Annotated in this window: 14 protein-coding genes and 4 tRNA genes; 14 read left to right on the top strand and 4 right to left on the bottom strand. The window is 65.7% G+C overall.

The genetic code is table 11. The annotated features are described in order from the left end of the window. The first annotated feature begins 4 nt into the window (after positions 1-4). The 6 genes from DT603_RS06910 to DT603_RS06885 all read left to right on the top strand — a co-directional run bounded on the left by DT603_RS06910 (position 5) and on the right by DT603_RS06885 (position 4375). Positions 5-1429: a hypothetical protein gene (locus DT603_RS06910; protein WP_162349146.1), complete on the top strand. Its 1425-nt coding sequence runs from the start codon at positions 5-7 to the stop codon at positions 1427-1429. Positions 1430-1440: 11 nt separating this feature from the next. Beyond that, positions 1441-3288 carry an excinuclease ABC subunit UvrC gene (gene uvrC / locus DT603_RS06905; RefSeq protein WP_162349401.1) on the top strand — a complete coding sequence of 616 codons (1848 nt, stop codon included), beginning with the start codon at positions 1441-1443 and terminating at the stop codon, positions 3286-3288. 6 nt (positions 3289-3294) lie between these two features. After that, positions 3295-3948, top strand: a complete 654-nt coding sequence (gene pgsA, locus DT603_RS06900) for a CDP-diacylglycerol--glycerol-3-phosphate 3-phosphatidyltransferase (protein ID WP_162349145.1) — start codon at positions 3295-3297, stop codon at positions 3946-3948. Continuing rightward, a tRNA-Gly gene (locus DT603_RS06895) sits at positions 3939-4014 on the top strand. The genes pgsA and DT603_RS06895 overlap by 10 nt, the downstream gene beginning before the upstream one ends. Before the next feature lie 92 nt (positions 4015-4106). Further along, a tRNA-Cys gene (locus tag DT603_RS06890) sits at positions 4107-4180 on the top strand. A 108-nt stretch (positions 4181-4288) separates the two neighbouring features. Then, a tRNA-Leu gene (locus DT603_RS06885) sits at positions 4289-4375 on the top strand. Positions 4376-4951: 576 nt separating this feature from the next. On the opposite strand, the gene DT603_RS06880 is transcribed toward DT603_RS06885, so the two are convergent. From DT603_RS06880 to DT603_RS06870, 3 genes are read right to left on the bottom strand one after another with little or no spacing between them, the layout of a single operon-like run. Further along, positions 4952-6616 carry an ATP-binding protein gene (locus tag DT603_RS06880; RefSeq protein ID WP_162349144.1) on the bottom strand — a complete coding sequence of 555 codons (1665 nt, stop codon included), beginning with the start codon at positions 6614-6616 and terminating at the stop codon, positions 4952-4954. Beyond that, entirely contained in the window at positions 6609-8126 is a 1518-nt protein-coding gene (locus tag DT603_RS06875; RefSeq protein ID WP_162349143.1) for an ATPase domain-containing protein, read from the bottom strand. Before DT603_RS06875 ends, DT603_RS06880 begins: the two co-directional genes overlap by 8 nt. Beyond that, positions 8123-8515, bottom strand: coding sequence for a response regulator (locus DT603_RS06870; RefSeq protein WP_162349142.1), 393 nt, complete (start codon positions 8513-8515; stop codon positions 8123-8125). The genes DT603_RS06875 and DT603_RS06870 overlap by 4 nt, the downstream gene beginning before the upstream one ends. A 250-nt stretch (positions 8516-8765) precedes the next feature. On the opposite strand from DT603_RS06870, the gene DT603_RS06865 reads away from it, so the two are divergent. Beyond that, entirely contained in the window at positions 8766-10391 is a 1626-nt protein-coding gene (locus DT603_RS06865; RefSeq protein WP_162349141.1) for an FMN-binding glutamate synthase family protein, read from the top strand. A gap of 205 nt (positions 10392-10596) precedes the next feature. Then, a tRNA-Val gene (locus DT603_RS06860) sits at positions 10597-10671 on the top strand. 646 nt (positions 10672-11317) lie between these two features. On the opposite strand, the gene DT603_RS06855 is transcribed toward DT603_RS06860, so the two are convergent. Continuing rightward, entirely contained in the window at positions 11318-11587 is a 270-nt protein-coding gene (locus DT603_RS06855; protein WP_162349140.1) for a hypothetical protein, read from the bottom strand. 719 nt (positions 11588-12306) lie between these two features. Here DT603_RS06855 and DT603_RS06850 point away from each other — a divergent pair. From DT603_RS06850 to DT603_RS06825, 6 genes are all read left to right on the top strand, one after another. Next, positions 12307-12567: a hypothetical protein gene (locus DT603_RS06850; RefSeq protein ID WP_162349139.1), complete on the top strand. Its 261-nt coding sequence runs from the start codon at positions 12307-12309 to the stop codon at positions 12565-12567. A 365-nt stretch (positions 12568-12932) separates the two neighbouring features. Further along, on the top strand, positions 12933-13775 hold the full coding sequence (locus DT603_RS06845; protein ID WP_162349138.1) for a universal stress protein: 843 nt from the start codon (positions 12933-12935) through the stop codon (positions 13773-13775). 189 nt (positions 13776-13964) lie between these two features. Beyond that, complete coding sequence (locus DT603_RS06840) at positions 13965-14387, top strand: hypothetical protein (RefSeq protein ID WP_162349137.1); 423 nt, start codon at positions 13965-13967, stop codon at positions 14385-14387. Between the two features lie 246 nt (positions 14388-14633). Further along, positions 14634-15785, top strand: a complete 1152-nt coding sequence (locus DT603_RS06835) for a PAS domain-containing sensor histidine kinase (protein WP_162349136.1) — start codon at positions 14634-14636, stop codon at positions 15783-15785. A gap of 2 nt (positions 15786-15787) precedes the next feature. Beyond that, on the top strand, positions 15788-16132 hold the full coding sequence (locus DT603_RS06830) for a response regulator (RefSeq protein WP_162349135.1): 345 nt from the start codon (positions 15788-15790) through the stop codon (positions 16130-16132). A gap of 213 nt (positions 16133-16345) precedes the next feature. Further along, complete coding sequence (locus DT603_RS06825; protein WP_162349134.1) at positions 16346-16720, top strand: iron chaperone; 375 nt, start codon at positions 16346-16348, stop codon at positions 16718-16720. The last annotated feature ends 439 nt before the right edge of the window (positions 16721-17159 follow it).

Here is a 17159-nt window from a genome sequence, read left to right as displayed (position 1 = left end):
ACTGATGGAAAAAACAACGACCGCTCCCGAATTCCCCAGAAGCGTGCAGTGGCTCAACGCACCCGCCAGCTCGCTGCATGAGCAGCGCGGGCGCGTTGTGGCGCTGGTCTTCGTCAATGCCGGCTCGGCCTGGTCCTGGCAGCGTCTTCGCGACGTCGCCCAGTTGCAGAAGCGCTACCCGGGGCGCCTGCAGCCGCTGGCCGTGCACGTGCCGCGCTTCGACTGCGAGCGCGATCCCCAGCACGTACTCAGCCAGCTGCGCCGCCAGGGCGTGGCTGTCCCCATCGCCCATGATCCCGACTGGCACGCCTGGCAGCGCTTCGGCATCGATTCCTGGCCGACCGTGCTGCTGATCGATGCCGACGGCCAGGTCCGCGAGCGCGTGGTGGGCCTGGACTCCATGGCCGAGCTCGAGCGCCCGCTGGCCGCGTTGTGCGAAGACCTGCCGCTGGCGACCGACGACGATGCCCGGGTCATGGTGGAAACCAGCCCCGAGCCGCGCCTGCCGCTGCGCTTTCCGAGTGGTATCGCCGCCACCGCCGACCGCCTGTTTGTCGCCGACAGCGGCCACCACCGCATCCTTGAGTGCAACCACGGCGGCCGCGTGCTTCGCCAGTTCGGCATGGGCACCGCCGATTTCATCGATGGTGACCTGGAGCAGGCCGCCTTCCGGCGCCCGCACGGGCTCTCCCTGGTGCGCGACATGCTGTACGTGGCCGACACCGGCAACCACGCCCTGCGGCGGATCATGTTGCGCAGCGGCCGCGTCGATACCATCTGTGGCAACGGCCGTGCCGGCGAACCCGTCGAAGGCGTGGTGGGCAACGCCCGCGACATCGCCCTGAACCAGCCGCAGGCGGTGTTCGCCACCGACAGCGAAGTGCATCTGGCGCTGGCGGGAGACAACCGCATCTGGACCTACGGGCTGGGCCGCGGGGAACTGACCTGCCGCGCCGGTTCCGGTCAGCTGGATGTCCGTGACGGCAGCGGCGCCATGGCCGCCTTCGCCCAGCCGGTCGCGCTGGCCGCCGTGCAACAGATGCTCTACGTATGCGATGCCGTGGGTTCGGCGGTGCGCTCGCTGCAGCTGCGCAACAACGTGGTCCAGACCCTGGTCGGGCAGGGCCCGTGGGACTTCGGCACCGCCGACGGCCCGCGCGAAAGGGCGCTGCTGCAGAACCCGCAGGCCATCGCCCTCAGTCCGGATTCGCCGCTGTTGTGGATTGCCGATACCGGCAACGGCACCCTGCGCACCCTGCGCCTGGGCGGGGGCGAGGTGGCGACCGTGCCGCTGCCGCGGCGACTGCAGGGGGTGTCCGGGTTGTCCATCGCCGCCGGTGCGGTGTGGATCGCCGAGACCGACGCCCATGCGGTGTTGCGCTACGACCTTGCCAGTGGCGAACTGGCGCGGGTCGCGATCGACGAGTGACAGGTTCCCGCGTGGCTGGTGGATTCGATGGCAAGGCGTATGCGGCGGCACTCAGCACTGCACCCGGCGTCTACCGCATGTATGCCGCTGATGAAAGCCTGTTGTATGTAGGCAAGGCGGGGGCCCTGCGCAAGCGCGTGGCCAGCTACTTCAGCAATACCCCCAAGAGCCCGCGCACCCACGCCATGCTGGCCCAGGTGGCGCGGATGGACGTGACCGTGACCCGCACCGAGGGCGAGGCGCTGCTGCTGGAGAACCAGCTGATCAAGTCGCTGTCGCCGCGCTTCAACGTGTCCCTGCGCGACGACAAGAGCTATCCCTACGTGCTGCTCACCACCGAGCAGTGGCCGCGCATCGCCATGCACCGTGGCCCGCGTGCGGTGCCCGGCCGCTATTTCGGCCCTTATCCCGGCGTGGGGGCGGTGCGCGACACCCTCAACCTGATGCAGAAGCTGTTCAAGATCCGCAACTGCGAGGACAGCGTGTTCCGCAACCGCACGCGGCCCTGCCTGCAGCACCAGATCGGCCGCTGCAGCGCGCCCTGCGTGGGCCTGGTGGACGCACTGGACTATTCGGAATCGGTGCGCCGCGCCTCGTTGTTCCTGGACGGCCGCAGCGACGAGCTCACCAGTGAACTGGGCAACGCGATGGAAGCAGCCAGCGCGCGCCTGGAGTTCGAACAGGCCGCGCGCCTGCGCGACCTGGTGGGCTCGCTGCGAAGCATGCACTCGCGCCAGTACGTGGACGGCCGCGCCGCCGACCTGGACGTGCTGGCCTGCGCCATGCAGGGCACGGGCGCCTGCGTGCTGCTGCTGGCCTTCCGCGACGGCCGCAACCTGGGCACGCGTTCGTTCTTCCCGCGCACCAATGGCGAAGACAGCCCGGCCGAAGTGCTGGGCGCCTTCGTTTCCCAGTACTACGCCGAGCAGGTCCCGCCCCAGGAAATCGTGCTGGACCGCGAGATTCCCGATGCCGCGCTGATCGAATCGGCGCTCTCCGCCGCGGCCGAGCGCAAGGTGCAGCTGAAATGGAACGTGCGCGGCGAACGCGCCGGCTACCTGCAGCTGGCGACCCGCAATGCCGAGATCACCCTGGCCAGCGAGCTGTCCAGCCGTAACGCCCAGCAGTTGCGCAGCGAATCCTTGCGCGACCTGCTGGGCATGGCCGAACCGGCCAGGCGCATCGAGTGCTTCGACATCAGCCACACCATGGGTGAGGCGACCGTGGCCTCGTGCGTGGTGTTCGACGCCGCCGGGCCGGTGCGCTCGCAATACCGCCGCTACAACATCAGCGGCATCGAGCCCGGCGACGATTACGCGGCCATGCGCCAGGCCATCGAGCGACGCTTCCGCCGGGCGGTGGAGGAAGGCGGGGTGCTGCCCGAGGTCCTGCTGATCGATGGAGGTGCCGGACAGCTCACGCAGGCGCGTGCAGCGCTGGCCGAGCTCGGCATCGACAGCGTGGTCATCGTGGGCGTGGCCAAGGGCGTGGAGCGCCGTGCTGGCCACGAGACGCTGATCCTGGCCGATGGCAGGGAAGTGAACCCCGGCGCGGCGTCGCCGGCGCTGCAACTGGTCCAGCAGGTCCGTGACGAGGCGCACCGTTTCGCCATCACCGGCCATCGCGGCAAGCGCCAGAAGGCGCGCATGACCAGCAAGCTCGAGGACATCGCCGGCATCGGCCCGCGCCGCCGCGCCAGCCTGCTCAAGCATTTCGGCGGAATCGTGGGCCTGAAGGCCGCGGGCATTGACGAGATCGCGCGAGTGGAGGGTATCAATGCGGCGCTGGCCGAACGAATCTACGCTAACCTGCATGGGCTGGCGCCTACGGCGGCGCCTCCTGCCGCAGGAAAAGAGTGACACGCGATGAAGTTGACCATCCCCACCTGGTTGACCCTGCTCCGGATCCTTCTGATCCCGGTGCTGGTCGCGGTGTATTACCTGCCGTATGCCTGGACCAACTTCGCCGCGGTGTTCGTATTCGTGGCTGCGGCGCTGACCGACTGGCTGGATGGCTGGATCGCGCGTCGCTACAACCAGTACTCGGCCTTCGGCGCGTTCCTTGACCCGGTAGCCGACAAGCTGATGGTCGCGGTGTCGCTGTTCCTCATCGTGCAGGGCCACCACACCATCTGGATGGCGATCTGGGCCGCGATCATCGTCGGCCGCGAGATCGCGGTGTCGGCGTTGCGCGAATGGATGGCGGAAATGGGCCAGCGCGCCAAGGTGAAAGTGGCGGCGCTCGGCAAGTTCAAGACCATCGTGCAGATGGTGGCGTTGGGCTGCCTGCTGTATTCGGTCGCGCCCAACAGCACCCAGCCGGTGGGCACCGGCATCTGGATGGGCAAGCAGGTTTTCATCATCGGCGACTGGCTGCTGGCCATCGCGGCGATCCTGACGCTGTGGTCCGGCGCGCAGTATCTGCACGCTGCGTGGCCCAGTTTGCGCGAGGATGAACAAGCAGCTGTTGACAGTTCGCGTAAGGACGGTAGAATTCCGCCCCTCACAACGCGGGAATAGCTCAGTTGGTAGAGCACGACCTTGCCAAGGTCGGGGTCGAGGGTTCGAGTCCCTTTTCCCGCTCCAGTTTCAAGACGAAACCCCGTTATCGGGGTTTTGTTTTGTAGGGCGCTTGAAAACGCCCTGTGATTGCGCCAGTCTCGGCGCAACAAGTCACCGGCCTGGTGGCAGAGTGGTCATGTAGCGGCCTGCAAAGCCGCGTACGCCGGTTCGATTCCGACCCAGGCCTCCATCCAGCCGCAACGCTGGGTGTCTCGCCAGAAAACGCCCGCTTACGCGGGCGTTTTTTGTTGTTGGCCCGTATCATCGGCCGTGCCCGCAAATGCAGGCCGCACTCCTTGCCCGGGTGGCGAAATTGGTAGACGCATCAGACTTAAAATCTGCCGGGGGCAACCCCATGCCGGTTCGATTCCGGCTCCGGGCACCAAAAGCCGCTTGCCGCAGTTCGCCTCAAAGGCGCGTTGCGACGCGTTCTGCGGAAGGGTCGCTGATACGCAGTGGTGGCGCGGTTCGATTCCGGCTCCGGGCACCAAAAACCGCTTGCCGCAGTTCGCCCCACAGGCGCGTTGCGACGCGTTCGGCGGAAAGGTCCGCGACAGGCGATGGTGGCGCGGTTGGATTCCCGCGCCAGGGCACCAACAGCAATCATCAAAAGCTCGCTGGTCGCACCAGGCGCATTGCTACGCGCCGTCAGCGACGGCAGGGCGGTTGTGGGCAAGCGGGAGTCGCTGGCCAATGCGTGGACGCTGGGGCTGCCTGAGAGCACAACAGGCAATCGGCGGTCCCGCGGTTCCATGGCAGCACGCGTGACGTCGCTGGTTTCCATGTCGAGCGCCGCGGCAGGCAGCCGCGGACGCGACATAGGGCTGCTGCCGGTGTTGCCTCAGGCTTCTCCCATCGCAGGAGCGCGTGGCACCAGTCCAGTGGATATCGCTGTCGCGTAGCAGGTACGAGCCGCGTAGGCCGGGACTTCAGAAAGTCCAATGCCAACGGCGTCGGACCCTCAGCCAACCCTGATCGGCAACTGCGCGATCGCGTGCCTCAGCTCTTCCAGGCCGTAAGGCTTGGCCAGCACCGGGATGTTCAACGCCAGCGCATCGTTGCGGCTGCGTTCGGCGAAGCCGCTGGTCAACAGGATGGGCAGGCCGGGGCGGCGCACGCGTACTTCGCGCGCCAGTTCGATGCCGCTGGTGCCGCCGGGCATCATGATGTCGGAGAACACCAGGTCGATCCGCCTTTCGTTGGCGAGGGCTCCGAGCGCAGCGGCTGCGCTGCTGGCGCTGATCACCTGGTAGCCCAGGTCGCGCAGCATGTCCTCGACCAGTGCGGCCACTTCGCTGTCGTCCTCGACCAGCAGCACGCATCCGCTGGAGTGCATGGGTACCACTTCGCCGCTGGGCAGGCCCGGCGCCTGGGCCCCCGGCAGGGCGTTGTGCGAGCGTGGCAGCAGCAGGGTGATGGTGGTGCCGCGGCCCAGCGCGGAATCCACTTCCACGGTGCCGCCGGACTGCTGGGCAAAGCCATACACCTGGGCCAGGCCCAGGCCCGATCCCTTGCCCACGTCCTTGGTGGTGAAGAACGGTTCGAACACGTGTTCCTTGACCTCATCGGACATGCCCGACCCGGTGTCGGATACCGCCAGGCTGACGAAATCCTTGCCATTGTGGCTGGCCACGTTTTCACCGCGGACCGTGATCACGCCGCCGCCATCCATCGCGTCGCGCGCATTCACCGCCAGGTTCAGCAGCACCAGCTCCAGTTCGCCCGGATCAACCTGCACCGGCCACAGGTCCGGGGCCATGTGCACGTGCACCTGCATGTTGCCGCTGAGGCTGCGACCCAGCAGTTCCTTCATGTCATGCAGGTGCTGCGAGAGGTCGACCGTTTCAGGGCGCAGCGCATGGCTGCGCGAGAAGGCGAGCAACTGCCGGGTCAGGCCGGCGCCGCGCTGGGCGGCATGGCGCATGCCCTGCAGGGTGCGTTCGCGGCGAGCGGGCTCCTGCGGGCGCTCCATCATGTCCAGCCCGGCGGTGATCACCATCAGCAGGTTGTTGAAGTCGTGGGCAACCCCACCGGTGAGCTGGCCCAGGGCTTCCAGCTTCTGGGCGTGGCGCAGGTTTTCCTCGATGCGCGCCCGCTCGGTCATTTCAGTGCGCAGTTGCGCATTGACCTGCTGCAATTGTGCGGTGCGCTGGACCACCAGGTACTCGAGCTGCGCGGCGGCCTGGTCGCGAGCGCCCAGCAGCGAGCGCACCTGCATCTGCCGGTCGCGCGCGCGCAGGGCAGCCCGCACCACGCTGACCAGGGTCAGGGGCTGCACGGGTCGCTCCAGCAGGGCGACGTTGCCCAGCGTGCGTACCAGTTGCTGCCGCCACGCCGTGACGCGCGGTTCGTCATGGCGACTGGTGAGGATGACAAAGGGCAGGTCGGACCACGCTTCCTGGTGATCGATCCAGTCCGCCAGCGGATCCAGCGGCTTGCCGAACAGTGCTTCCTCGGCCACGAACGCGACATCGGCCCCGGCCCGCAACTCGGCCATCAGGTCTTCATAGCCGTTACATACGTCTGCGCCGATGCCGGACCGCCTCAACAGATCTGCCGTGGCGGGGGCATCACGCCCGGTGGGTGCGAAGACCAGGACCCGCTGGGCCTCCGACAGCTCAGTCATCCTGCAGCACGCTGTCCTGCAGCAGCGGGTTGCTGTCGCCGGTGTAGGTGGGGGTACCGGACAGGATTCCGCTGAACTCGCGCAGCGGCGGGCCCAGCGCGATGCCACGCCTGGTCAGGCGGAATTCGCGGATCGTGTGTTCATGGTCGCCACTGCGCTTCTTGACCACCGACAGTGCCCTGCGCACGACGCCTTCATGCTCGAAATACCGCAGCATCAGCACCGCATCGCTCAGGTAGCTGATGTCCAGCGGGGTTTCCATCGGGCCGACCAGGCCGTGCTGCGCCAGCACCAGGATCGTCAGCACGCCCTGTTGGGCAAGGAAACTCAACAGCTCGTGCATCTGCAGGATCAGGAAGCGGCCATCGGGCATGGCGTTGAGGTAGCCGTTGAGGCTGTCGATGATGACCAGCCGTGCGCCGTCCTGCTGCACGCTGTTGCGAACAATGGAAGCGAACTCGCCGGGTGACATCTCGGCAGGGTCGATCTGCTGGAAGCGGATCATCCCGGACTCCAGCGCTGGCGTCAGGTTCAATCCCAGGGCCTTGGCGCGCGCCTCCACGGTGCCGCGACCCTCATCGAAGGCGAAGAACACGCTTTTCTCGCCACGCTCTGCCGCGGCTATGGCATAGGTAAGCGCCATCGAGGACTTGCCCACGCCCGCTGCGCCGATCAGCAGCGCATTGGTGCCGCGTTCCAGGCCGCCACCCAGCAGCTTGTCCAGTTCGGCATTGCCACTGGGGGTCGGGTCGCCAATGAAAGGCCGATGGTGTTCGGATGCGACGAGGCGGGGATAGATCTCCAGCCCGCCCTTGCGGATGGTGAGGTCGTGGAAGCCTCCGCGGAAGCTGATGCCCCGCATCTTGACCACGCGCACCCGCCGGCGCTCGGCGCCGTAATCGATGGCCAGTTGTTCCAGCAGGACCACGCCGTGGGAGATCGAGTGCAGTTGCAGGTCGTTCTGCTGCGAGGTCATGTCGTCGAGCAGCACCACCGTGCAGCGGCGCTTGGCGAAGAAGTGCTTCAGCGCCAGCACCTGGCGGCGGTAGCGCAACGAACTCTGGGCCAGCAGGCGCAGCTCGGACAGGCTGTCGATGATGACCCGGCTTGGATTGAGCTCGCCGACCCGGTCCAGGATCAGCTTGGTGGTCTCGCCCAGCTCCAGTTCCACCGGGTGCAGGACGGTGATCTCGCGGCCCGGGTCCAGCGTGGTCTCAGGGGGCACCAGCTCGAAGATGTTGATACCGTCCAGGCTCCAGCCATGGCGGCGCGCAACCAGTTTCAGTTCGCGCTCGGTTTCCGACAGGGTGATGTAAAGGACGGTTTCGCCCTGGCGCACGCCCTCGAGCAGGAATTCAAGCGCCAGCGTGGTCTTGCCGGAGCCAGGACGTCCCTCGTACAGGTACATGCGGTTTGCATCCAGCCCACCGCCCAGGATGTCGTCCAGTCCCTCGTTGCCGGTTGAGATGCGCAGGTCGGACTCGTTCTCGACGGCGTCTTCGGTATTCATGCCTGCCTCGCTTGGTCGGGTTGGATCGCCTGGGGTTCGAACAATGTCGACAGGGCAGTGAGCAGCTGGTTCATTGAATAGGGCTTGGACAGCAGGGTGCCGGCCAGGTCGTGCTGCACCATCTCGCCATAACCGGTGGCGGTGAGGTAGGGCACGCCCTGGCTTCGCAACTCGGTGGCAACCGGCCAGGACGCTTCGCCCCGCAGGTTGACGTCGACGATGGCGGCATCGAACTGCTGGGAGGCCAGCGCCTCCAGGGCCTTGGCCACGGTCTCGGCCACGGTCACGGTGCCTGCTTCGGCATACAGCAGCATGTCCTCCACGGTGAAAGCGACCAGCTGGTCGTCCTCCACCAGCAGGATGTGCTTTCCCTTTATCGATTCGGCCATAGTCCTGTCCGTGTTTTGTTGGTGCGAACTATGTCCGAAGGTCCGTTAAATCGGATTGACGGAGGCTCGGCCTACGGCCTGCGTACACGCGAGCTCCGCCGTCGCCGGGCCGGGCCACGGCGTGCAGCCGCGGCTGTTTCCGGCTATCCCTGCCTGTGGACACCCGCTAACCTGTCGAACCGCGCCGCTGGCGGCTGCCTGGTCCTGCCGGCAGGCCCGCACTTCGCTTTCCAACACCCCGAGGAACGCAATGCTCCGCTACCTGGCCTATGCAACGAGCATCGTGCTCACGGTCCTCTCGCTTGCGCTGGTGCTGGCCCGGCAGCCTGCATGGTGGTGGGGCGTGGGCGTGTTCGGTGCGCTGGCCGCGCTGGGAACCTGGGACCTGCTGCAGAGGCGCAGCACGCTGCGCCGCAACTATCCGATCCTGGCCCATTTCCGCTACGGACTGGAATCGGTCGGTCCGGAGATGCGCCAGTACTTCATCGAAGGCGACACTGCCGAGGTGCCGTTCTCGCGGCAGCAGCGCGCCCTGGTCTACCAGCGCGCCAAGGGCGTCAACGACGTGGTGCCGTTCGGCAGCCAGCAGGGCGTCTACAGCCTGGACTACGAATGGTTGAACCATTCGCTGGCCCCCACCGAGATCCCGTCCCACGATTTCCGCATCATCATCGGCGCCGAAACCGCCCAGCCCTACAGCGCCAGCGTGTTCAACATCTCGGCGATGAGCTTCGGCTCGCTGTCGGCCAACGCCATCCGCGCGCTGAACGCCGGCGCCCGCCTCGGGAATTTCTACCATGACACCGGCGAAGGCTCGATCTCGCCCTATCACCGCGAGCCCGGCGGCGACCTGGTCTGGGAGATCGGGTCCGGGTACTTCGGTTGCCGCGCCGACGATGGCGGCTTCAGCGAGGAGCGCTTCGTCGCCAACGCCAACACGCCGCAGGTGAAGATGATCGAGGTCAAGCTGTCGCAGGGCGCCAAGCCCGGCCACGGCGGGGTGCTGCCGGCGGCGAAGGTCAGCCGCGAGATCTCGATCACCCGTGGCGTGCCGATGGGCGTGGACTGCGTGTCGCCGGCAAAGCATTCGGCGTTCTCAACGCCCAAGGGCCTGCTGGAATTCGTGGCCCGGCTGCGCACGTTGTCCGGCGGCAAGCCGACCGGCTTCAAGCTGGCCATCGGCCATCCCTGGGAATGGTTCGGCATCGCCAAGGCCATGCAGGAAACGGGGGTATTGCCGGACTACATCGTGGTCGACGGCGCCGAAGGCGGCACCGGCGCCGCACCGGCCGAATTCATCGACCACGTGGGCGTGCCCATGCACGAGGCGCTGATGCTGGTCCACAACACGCTGGTCGGCCTGGGCCTGCGCGACCGCATCCGCATCGGCGCGGCGGGGCGCATCACCAGCGCCTTCGATATCGCGCGGACCATGGCGATGGGTGCGGACTGGTGCAACGCGGGCCGCGGTTACATGTTCGCGCTGGGCTGCATCCAGTCGCAGAGCTGCCACAACGACAAGTGCCCGACCGGGGTGGCCACGCAGAACCCCAGCCGCTGGCAGAAGCTCGACGTGGCCGACAAGGCTGTGCGCGTGCAGCGCTACCACGACAACACGCTGAAGGCGCTGCGCGACCTGCTGGGCGCGGCGGGGCTGGCTCATCCGGAGCAGCTGGGCCCGGAGCACATCCTGCGGCGCATTTCGCCGGTGGAAATCCGTTCGCTGGGGGCACTGTTCAATTTCCTGGAACCGGGCGAGCTGCTGGACGGGATTCCCGAACACGCGGTGTTTCGCGATTTCTGGGCCGACGCGCGCAGCGATTCGTTCGCGCCGCCGGCCCGGGTGCGGGCGCTGCGGGATTCCAAGTCGCGCTAGGTCTGCCTGAGGACGATGGTGGTGATGGCTCTTGTGGGAGGGGCTTCAGCCCCGACGCTCCACTGGCCCAGCCGTCGGGGCTGAAGCCCCTCCCACAAGGGCAGATGCCCGCAGGTCGGGCTCGCCTGCTGCCTGGTGGAGCAGGGCGCGCATTGACCGCAACGGCCCCGACCTTTACCATCTGCGGCCCGAAACACCCGTATTCGGGCGGTTAGCTCAGTGGTAGAGCATTGCCTTCACACGGCAAGGGTCGCAGGTTCGAACCCTGCACCGCCCACCAGTTGCAACGGAAAAGGCCGCCTTTACAGGTGGCCTTTTTTGTTGTGCCCAAGGCATCCGTAGCCTGGGTAGAGCGCAGCGAAACCCGGAGCTTCTGGCGGGTCAATGAAAAGTCCCGGGTGTGGCTGCGCGCTACCCGGGCTACGCCACTCGGTCGGGGACGTCAACATAGTACCCGTCACAGGTGCAGGGCTTTCTCCGGAACAGTTATGGGTGCGTGGGCTGCACGGAGTTGGAAGTGATGTCGGCGTAGAAACCCACAGGTCAGAGTCGCGAGGTGGCGGCTCAACAATCGGTGGTGAAGTCGGTGGAAGCGTGTTTGGCGATCCTTCTGCTATGCATCGTGATCGTAATGGCCCACAGACCGTAGCCGCGTAGTCCCTGCATCGCGTGTGCCTGCGAGGATGCCCGCGCAAACAGAAAAAGTGGCGGCACCGCCGCCACTCGATTCACGCCATTACATGCACCTCAAACCGCTTTAAACCAGTTGGTCCGGCACCATCAGGCAGTTTGAGCGTGCTATCACCATTCGGATCTGTAGCGTGGGCCCGACCCGCCGCGTTCCGGCTGCATCGAACCATACGGTTGCCATTTGCATATCTTGGGAAAGGTGAGCGCTCGGCGGGCGGATCAACTCGCAGCCTGAATCAATGGCACTCGCGATTCATTTGTGCCCGTGCTGCATTCAAGCGCAACCAGGCCTCGTAGATGTTGGGGTGGTTTTCGAGCCTGCATGCGGAGCCAGGATTTCTTTCGGCGCACCTGGCGACGCGCTCGTTGTACTCGGCCACTGCCTGTTGATACTCGTTTATTGCACGTTGGCAGGGATCGTACGCAAGGGCAGGTGTGGGCGTGACAGCAATGGCAATGCCGGCAGACATCAGATAGGCCGCGATCCAAAGTACTTTGACTCTCATAAAACGACTCCATGTTTATCGGCGAAATAACGCTAAGCAACCATCCGTGAAAAAACTGTTATACACCTTCACGCATTGGCTTCAGGGGGGCTTAGGCCGCCGCAGAAAGGTGAGGGCGGTTGGATTTATTTCGTTCACCCCAACCTATGGCGACGTCGTCCCAGCTTGATGCAGGTTTCATTCGCCGCAGCCTGTGCAGGCCCGCCTTGCGTTAGGATTCTTCAGCCGTTTTGGAAGCACGGCGGGGAGCCTTCGATTCATGGGCAAGGTAAAACAGATTTTCCAGATCATCAGTTACCTGCAGCCAGCGTAGCCCGGGTAAGCGAAGCGCACCCGGGGCGCTTTGCACGGAGATTGCGCGTGCCCCGGGTGCAGCCTGCAGCCTAACCCGGGCTACGGATGCTCCCGCATGATTCAGATCAACGCCAGGACCGGCTGCAACATTTCGTGTTTTTGCAGTGTCTCTGACATAGCGTGCGCTGCGCGACTATCAGTCTTTTAACGTGTGGTAGCTTCCTTCTGGTGCCAAGCGCATACCGATACGAGAAGCTTGGTTCCATAGGCAGAGCATCATCGAAGGGGAACATGACGACAGCAATCCATGTCCGCTGAGATTCCGCGCAGCGCAGTTTCCTTGGCCTGCCGCGCCGATGGGTTTACCTCGCTTCGTTCTCTCCCATGCCCGACGTCGAGCCGGCGCAATCAACACGACAAAGCACATGACCGAACTGGAAACCTGCACCGGCTGTTCGGCGAAGTTCGACGCGCGGGCTGCGCTGGTTTCGTGGGGCGTGCCGGCGTTCTTCAACATGTACACCGCTTCGGGTGTCTCGATGCTGGTGCAGTGTCCCAACTGCAGGCGCCAGTTCCGTTCGCGCAAGATCAGGTTCTTCGGGTTCCTGAGTCCCAATGGGCTGGGCCTGGTGGTCGTGGCGATTCTTCTTCTATGCGTCGTGATCGTGGCGGTCCAACCGGGATAGCCCCCGCGTGATGCGCTGCCGTTCCGCGTTACACGCAATTGCATTGCCGGATGCGCCCCATGTCCTGCGGAACAAAGGCAAAGTCGCTGGGTTCCCGCCTTCGCGGGAATGACGGGCAGAGCGCATGGACCGCGATCCGGTTCAAAGCATTGCCGCGGGCTTGCGGGAGGGGCGCGAGTAGCCCGGGCACCTTGCACCGGCACAGCACGGTCCCCCGGATGCAGCCCCGCATCAAGTACCGGGCAGGCGCCGCGGCCTTACCCGGACTGTGGATGCTCGGCGCTTTTTGATCCAGATCAAGGCCATAGGCCGGCAACAAGGGGGATAGTGAAGGCCCGCCCACCGCGTGCTGCCTGGAGCCGGTCATGTACAAGGACATCGTCGTTCCCATCATGGGCAACCAGGGCGACAAGTTCGCCGTCAACGTGGCCCTGGACATCGCCCTGGCGCACCAGGCCCGGTTGAGCGTGCTGGAATTGCTGAGCCTGCCCATGCCGCCCACCACTCCGTATGGGCTGATGCCGGACCTGGGCATGACCGACGTCTACCGCGAGCTGCACCAGCAGGGCCTGCGCAACGTCAAGGCCTGGCAGGACACGCTGGCCGGCGAGGAGGTGCCCCATGACGTGCGCCTGGTCGAAGCCCTGTTCTCCGACCCTGCGCAGCTGGCTGCCCATCACGCACACCGTGCGGACCTGGTGGTGCTGGCGGGCGTGACCGGCGATTCCAGCGCAAGCGACCTGGCCCATGGCTTCTTCGCCGGCATGCTCATGCACTCCGGGCGCCCGGTGCTGGTGATCCCGCCGCACTGCAAGGCCGAGGTGCCGCCGCGCCGCATCGTGGTCGCCTGGCATCCGAGCCGCGGCTGTGCACGCGCCGTGCACGACGCGCTGCCCTTGCTGAAACAGGCCGAGCAGGTTGACGTGCTGGTGGTCGATCCGGTCGGCGGTGAACGCGGCGATGGTGACAACCCGGGCGCCGAGGTGGCCGCGCACCTGGTCCGGCATGGCGTGCGGGCCGAAGTGCAGGTCCGTGGCTCCAGCGGCGGGCGGGTTGCGGCGGTGCTGCTGCAGCATGCCCGCGACATGCGCGCCACCATGCTGGTGGTCGGCGGCTACGGCCATTCGCGGCTGCGCGAATGGGCGCTGGGCGGGGTGACCCGCGAGCTGTTGTTCAACGCCACGTTGCCGGTGTTCTACTCGCACTGAGCCCCGCGGTTTCGCAGCGCCCGTTGGAACCGCTCCCGTGGCGCGCGACGTCCGCGCTGTTGAATGCGGCGTTGATTTCCCTGCGAAACGCACGTACGCGCAGGCGTCGTCCATGGCACCTGATGCCGACGCCAGTCCTGGGCTAGCATGTTGCGATCAGCAACGTCGCACGGCGGGGAGCCACAGCGCATGGGCAAGGCCAGGCAACTGTTCCAGATCATCAGCTACCTGCAATACCCGCTGCTGCTGGTTGCGCTGGGCTACATGGTCTATCCGTACTTCGCCGGTTTCGGGACGTTCTGGGCGGCGGCCAACAACGCCCTGATCTTCAGCGGGCTGGGTATCGGATTCTCGACGCTGCAGGACACCACCAGAACCCAGAACGATTTTTCCAGACGCATCTGGCAGGACCCGCGCAAGGGCAAGCTCGCGCTGGTGATGATCGCGGCCACCACGCTGGTGTTCCTGCTCATCGGCATGTACGGCCTTTATGTGGCCCGCAGCGGCATCATCAAGGAAGTGAGCTTCGGCACGCTGATGCTGGGGCTGGGATATATGGGGCTGTTGAAGTCCGCCATCGAGATGCACGAGCACCACCGCATCGTGGCCTAGCACGCGTTGCATTGCGCGAGGAACGAGCACGGTCCCGGCACGGTCGCCGTGCGCGCGGGGTCGCGGGATCGCGGCATGGTGGGCTCGCGTATATATTGTGGCCCGCGTTTGCGCCGGCCTGGGCTTGCCCGTGAGGACGACGCCAACCCCGTCTGGAGTAGGGTGTCCGGGGCCTGGCGCACGCACAGCCCGATGCCGTTCCTCGCCGGTAACGCCTGGGCCCGTATTTCGCCACCGAGAACACTGATGACCGAAGCGTTCAGGATTCCAGCCGAAGTCGATCTCGTATTCGAGGGTCGGCAACTGTCGTTGCTGATACAAAGCGTCACCGACTACGCCATCTACATGCTCGACCCCGAGGGCCACGTGCGCAGCTGGAATGCGGGCGGCCATCGCATCAAGGGTTACCAGCACGACGAAATCGTCGGCCAGCATTTTTCCCGGTTCTATGTACCCGAAGACGTCGAGCGCGGCCTGCCGATGAAAGGACTGGAGACGGCGCGCCGGGAAGGCAAGTACGAAGCCGAAGGCTGGCGCCTGCGCAAGGATGGCAGCCGCTTCCGGGCCAGCGTGGTCATCGACCCGATCTGGCAGCACGGCGAGCTGGTGGGCTACGCCAAGGTCACCCGCGACATCACCGAGCGCTACGAGGCCGGCCTGCGCCTGCAGGATGCGCAGAAGGCGCTGGTGCAATCGCAGAAGATCGAGGCGATCGGCAAGCTGACCTTCGGCCTGGCGCACGACTTCAACAACCTGCTGACCGTGGTGATCAACAGCCTGGACCTGATCTCCATGCGCCCGGGCGCCGATGCCCGGACCCTGCAGCTGGTGGACACGGCCATGCGCGCGGCCGACCGCGGTGCGTTGCTCACGCGCCAGCTGCTGAGCTTCGCGCGCGGCCAGAACCTGGTGGCCGAGCGCCACAACCTCAACAACCTGCTGTCGCATTCCATCGAGCTGTACCGCCGCACCTGCGGGCCCACCGTCGAGTTCGTGCTGGACCTGGGTGCGGACATGCCCGAGGTGCTGGTGGATGCCGCGCAGTTCGAGGCGAGCATGATGAACCTGGTGGCGAACAGCCGTGACGCCATGCCGCGCGGCGGCAGGATTTCGATCTCCACGCACCTGGCGAACCGGGCAGCGCCCGACGACCCCAATGGAATCAGCCGCGACTATGTCTGCGTAGGCGTTGCGGACAACGGCGTCGGCATGCCGGCCGATGTGGTGGAGCGCGCCATCGAGCCGTTCTACACCACCAAGGAAGTAGGCAAGGGCAGTGGCCTGGGCCTGAGCCAGGTGTTCGGGTTTGCCTCGCAGTCCGGCGGCTTCGCGACACTCGAGAGCCGGGAAAACGAAGGCACGGTGATCCACGTGTGCCTGCCACGGATACAGGACTGAGCATGGCCTGCATATTGTTTGTCGAGGACGAGGCGCAACTGCGCACGCTGATCGGCGACACCCTGGTCGAGCTGGGCCATGAGGTGCAGGTGGCGGCCGACGCACCCGAAGCGGTGGCACTGCTGCAACAGTCGGCTTACGACGTGGTGATCAGCGACGTCACCATGCCCGGTGGCGTGTCGGGCATCGAGCTGGCCGAGCTGGTGCTCGCGAACCATCCCGCCACCAGGGTGATCCTGGTTTCCGGACACGCCCGCATGCAGCTGCCGCCCATACCGGCGACGGTTGAATTCCTGCCCAAGCCATACCGCATCTCGCAGCTGCTGGCGTTCCTGCCGGAACAGTAGCAAGGGTAGGGGAGCAGTCGAGCAGGCTCGGCCAGGCAAGATGAAACGGGACGCGGGCACATCGCCGTACGCGGCCGGCCTTCGTGGAGGTCGATCCGGATGGCCGGGATCCGGATCGGTTTTGTTCCTCTGCTTGCCTGTGCCTGTGCCTGCGGAAGGACGCCTGATGCAAGTCGTGGGAAACTGGCGCCAATCCCATGCCTGGAGTGAATGATGGCAAGCCAGCGTGCAGCCACGATAGCCGAATACATCCGGAGCGCGCCGCCAGCCGCCCAGCCTCACCTGCGGCAGTTGCACGCGTTGCTCAGGCAGGCCGCGCCTGATGCGCAGGAGGCGATCAAATGGGGCAATCCGTTCTTCGTGGAACCGCGATTCCTGTTCGCGTTCTCGGCGCACAAGGCCCACGCAAGTTTCGCGCCGATGGCGGCGGCAATGGAGGCGTTCAAGGAAGAACTCGAGTCCTGCCAGACCACAAAAAACATGCTCAAGATCCGATACGACGAGCCCCTGCCCGAAGACCTGATCCGCAGGATGGCGGAGTACTGCGTGCAGGCGGTGAGGGAGCGCGAGGATGACGGGTTCTGGTGAGGGGGTGTGGGCAACGACTGCTTTCTCGGCTCCCCTTGCCGAAGAGGATCCCCGACCGGCAGTAAAAGGCGCGCGAGCGTAGCGATGCGTGCTGTTGTCGTTGCCCAAGGCTGGCTGTTGGCAGTGGATCGCGAAGAGCGCCCTCTCCCGGCCCCCGGATAAAGCGCCCGGGGCCACCCTCTCCCATAAGGGGAGAGGAGACAATCCCGTGGCCAGTTTTTACTTTTACGCAGCTACGGGGAAAGGACGGTGCACGCAATGCCTGCTTTCTCCTCTCCCCTTGCGGGAGAGGATGCCCAACGGGCAGGAGAGGGCGCGCGAGCGTAGCGATGCGTGCTGTTGTCGTTGCCCAAGGCTGGCTGTTGGCAGTGGATCGCGAAGAGCGCCCTCTCCCGGCCCCCGGATAAAGCGCCCGGGGCCACCCTCTCCCATAAGGGGA

Origin of the sequence: Pseudoxanthomonas gei, from assembly GCF_010119615.1 — a bacterium.
GTDB classification, from domain to species: domain Bacteria; phylum Pseudomonadota; class Gammaproteobacteria; order Xanthomonadales; family Xanthomonadaceae; genus Pseudoxanthomonas_A; species Pseudoxanthomonas_A gei.
This window is presented reverse-complemented; position numbering and strand designations above follow the sequence as displayed.

Coding starts and splice junctions, on each gene's coding strand:
- pgsA (WP_162349145.1), top strand. CDS start 3,295: ATGAAGTTGACCATCCCCACCTGGTTGACCCTGCTCCGGATCCTTCTG.
- DT603_RS06845 (WP_162349138.1), top strand. CDS start 12,933: ATGTACAAGGACATCGTCGTTCCCATCATGGGCAACCAGGGCGACAAG.
- DT603_RS06830 (WP_162349135.1), top strand. CDS start 15,788: ATGGCCTGCATATTGTTTGTCGAGGACGAGGCGCAACTGCGCACGCTG.
- DT603_RS06835 (WP_162349136.1), top strand. CDS start 14,634: ATGACCGAAGCGTTCAGGATTCCAGCCGAAGTCGATCTCGTATTCGAG.
- DT603_RS06870 (WP_162349142.1), bottom strand. CDS start 8,515: ATGGCCGAATCGATAAAGGGAAAGCACATCCTGCTGGTGGAGGACGAC.
- DT603_RS06825 (WP_162349134.1), top strand. CDS start 16,346: ATGGCAAGCCAGCGTGCAGCCACGATAGCCGAATACATCCGGAGCGCG.
- DT603_RS06875 (WP_162349143.1), bottom strand. CDS start 8,126: ATGAATACCGAAGACGCCGTCGAGAACGAGTCCGACCTGCGCATCTCA.
- DT603_RS06865 (WP_162349141.1), top strand. CDS start 8,766: ATGCTCCGCTACCTGGCCTATGCAACGAGCATCGTGCTCACGGTCCTC.
- DT603_RS06910 (WP_162349146.1), top strand. CDS start 5: ATGGAAAAAACAACGACCGCTCCCGAATTCCCCAGAAGCGTGCAGTGG.
- DT603_RS06880 (WP_162349144.1), bottom strand. CDS start 6,616: ATGACTGAGCTGTCGGAGGCCCAGCGGGTCCTGGTCTTCGCACCCACC.
- DT603_RS06855 (WP_162349140.1), bottom strand. CDS start 11,587: ATGAGAGTCAAAGTACTTTGGATCGCGGCCTATCTGATGTCTGCCGGC.
- DT603_RS06840 (WP_162349137.1), top strand. CDS start 13,965: ATGGGCAAGGCCAGGCAACTGTTCCAGATCATCAGCTACCTGCAATAC.
- DT603_RS06850 (WP_162349139.1), top strand. CDS start 12,307: ATGACCGAACTGGAAACCTGCACCGGCTGTTCGGCGAAGTTCGACGCG.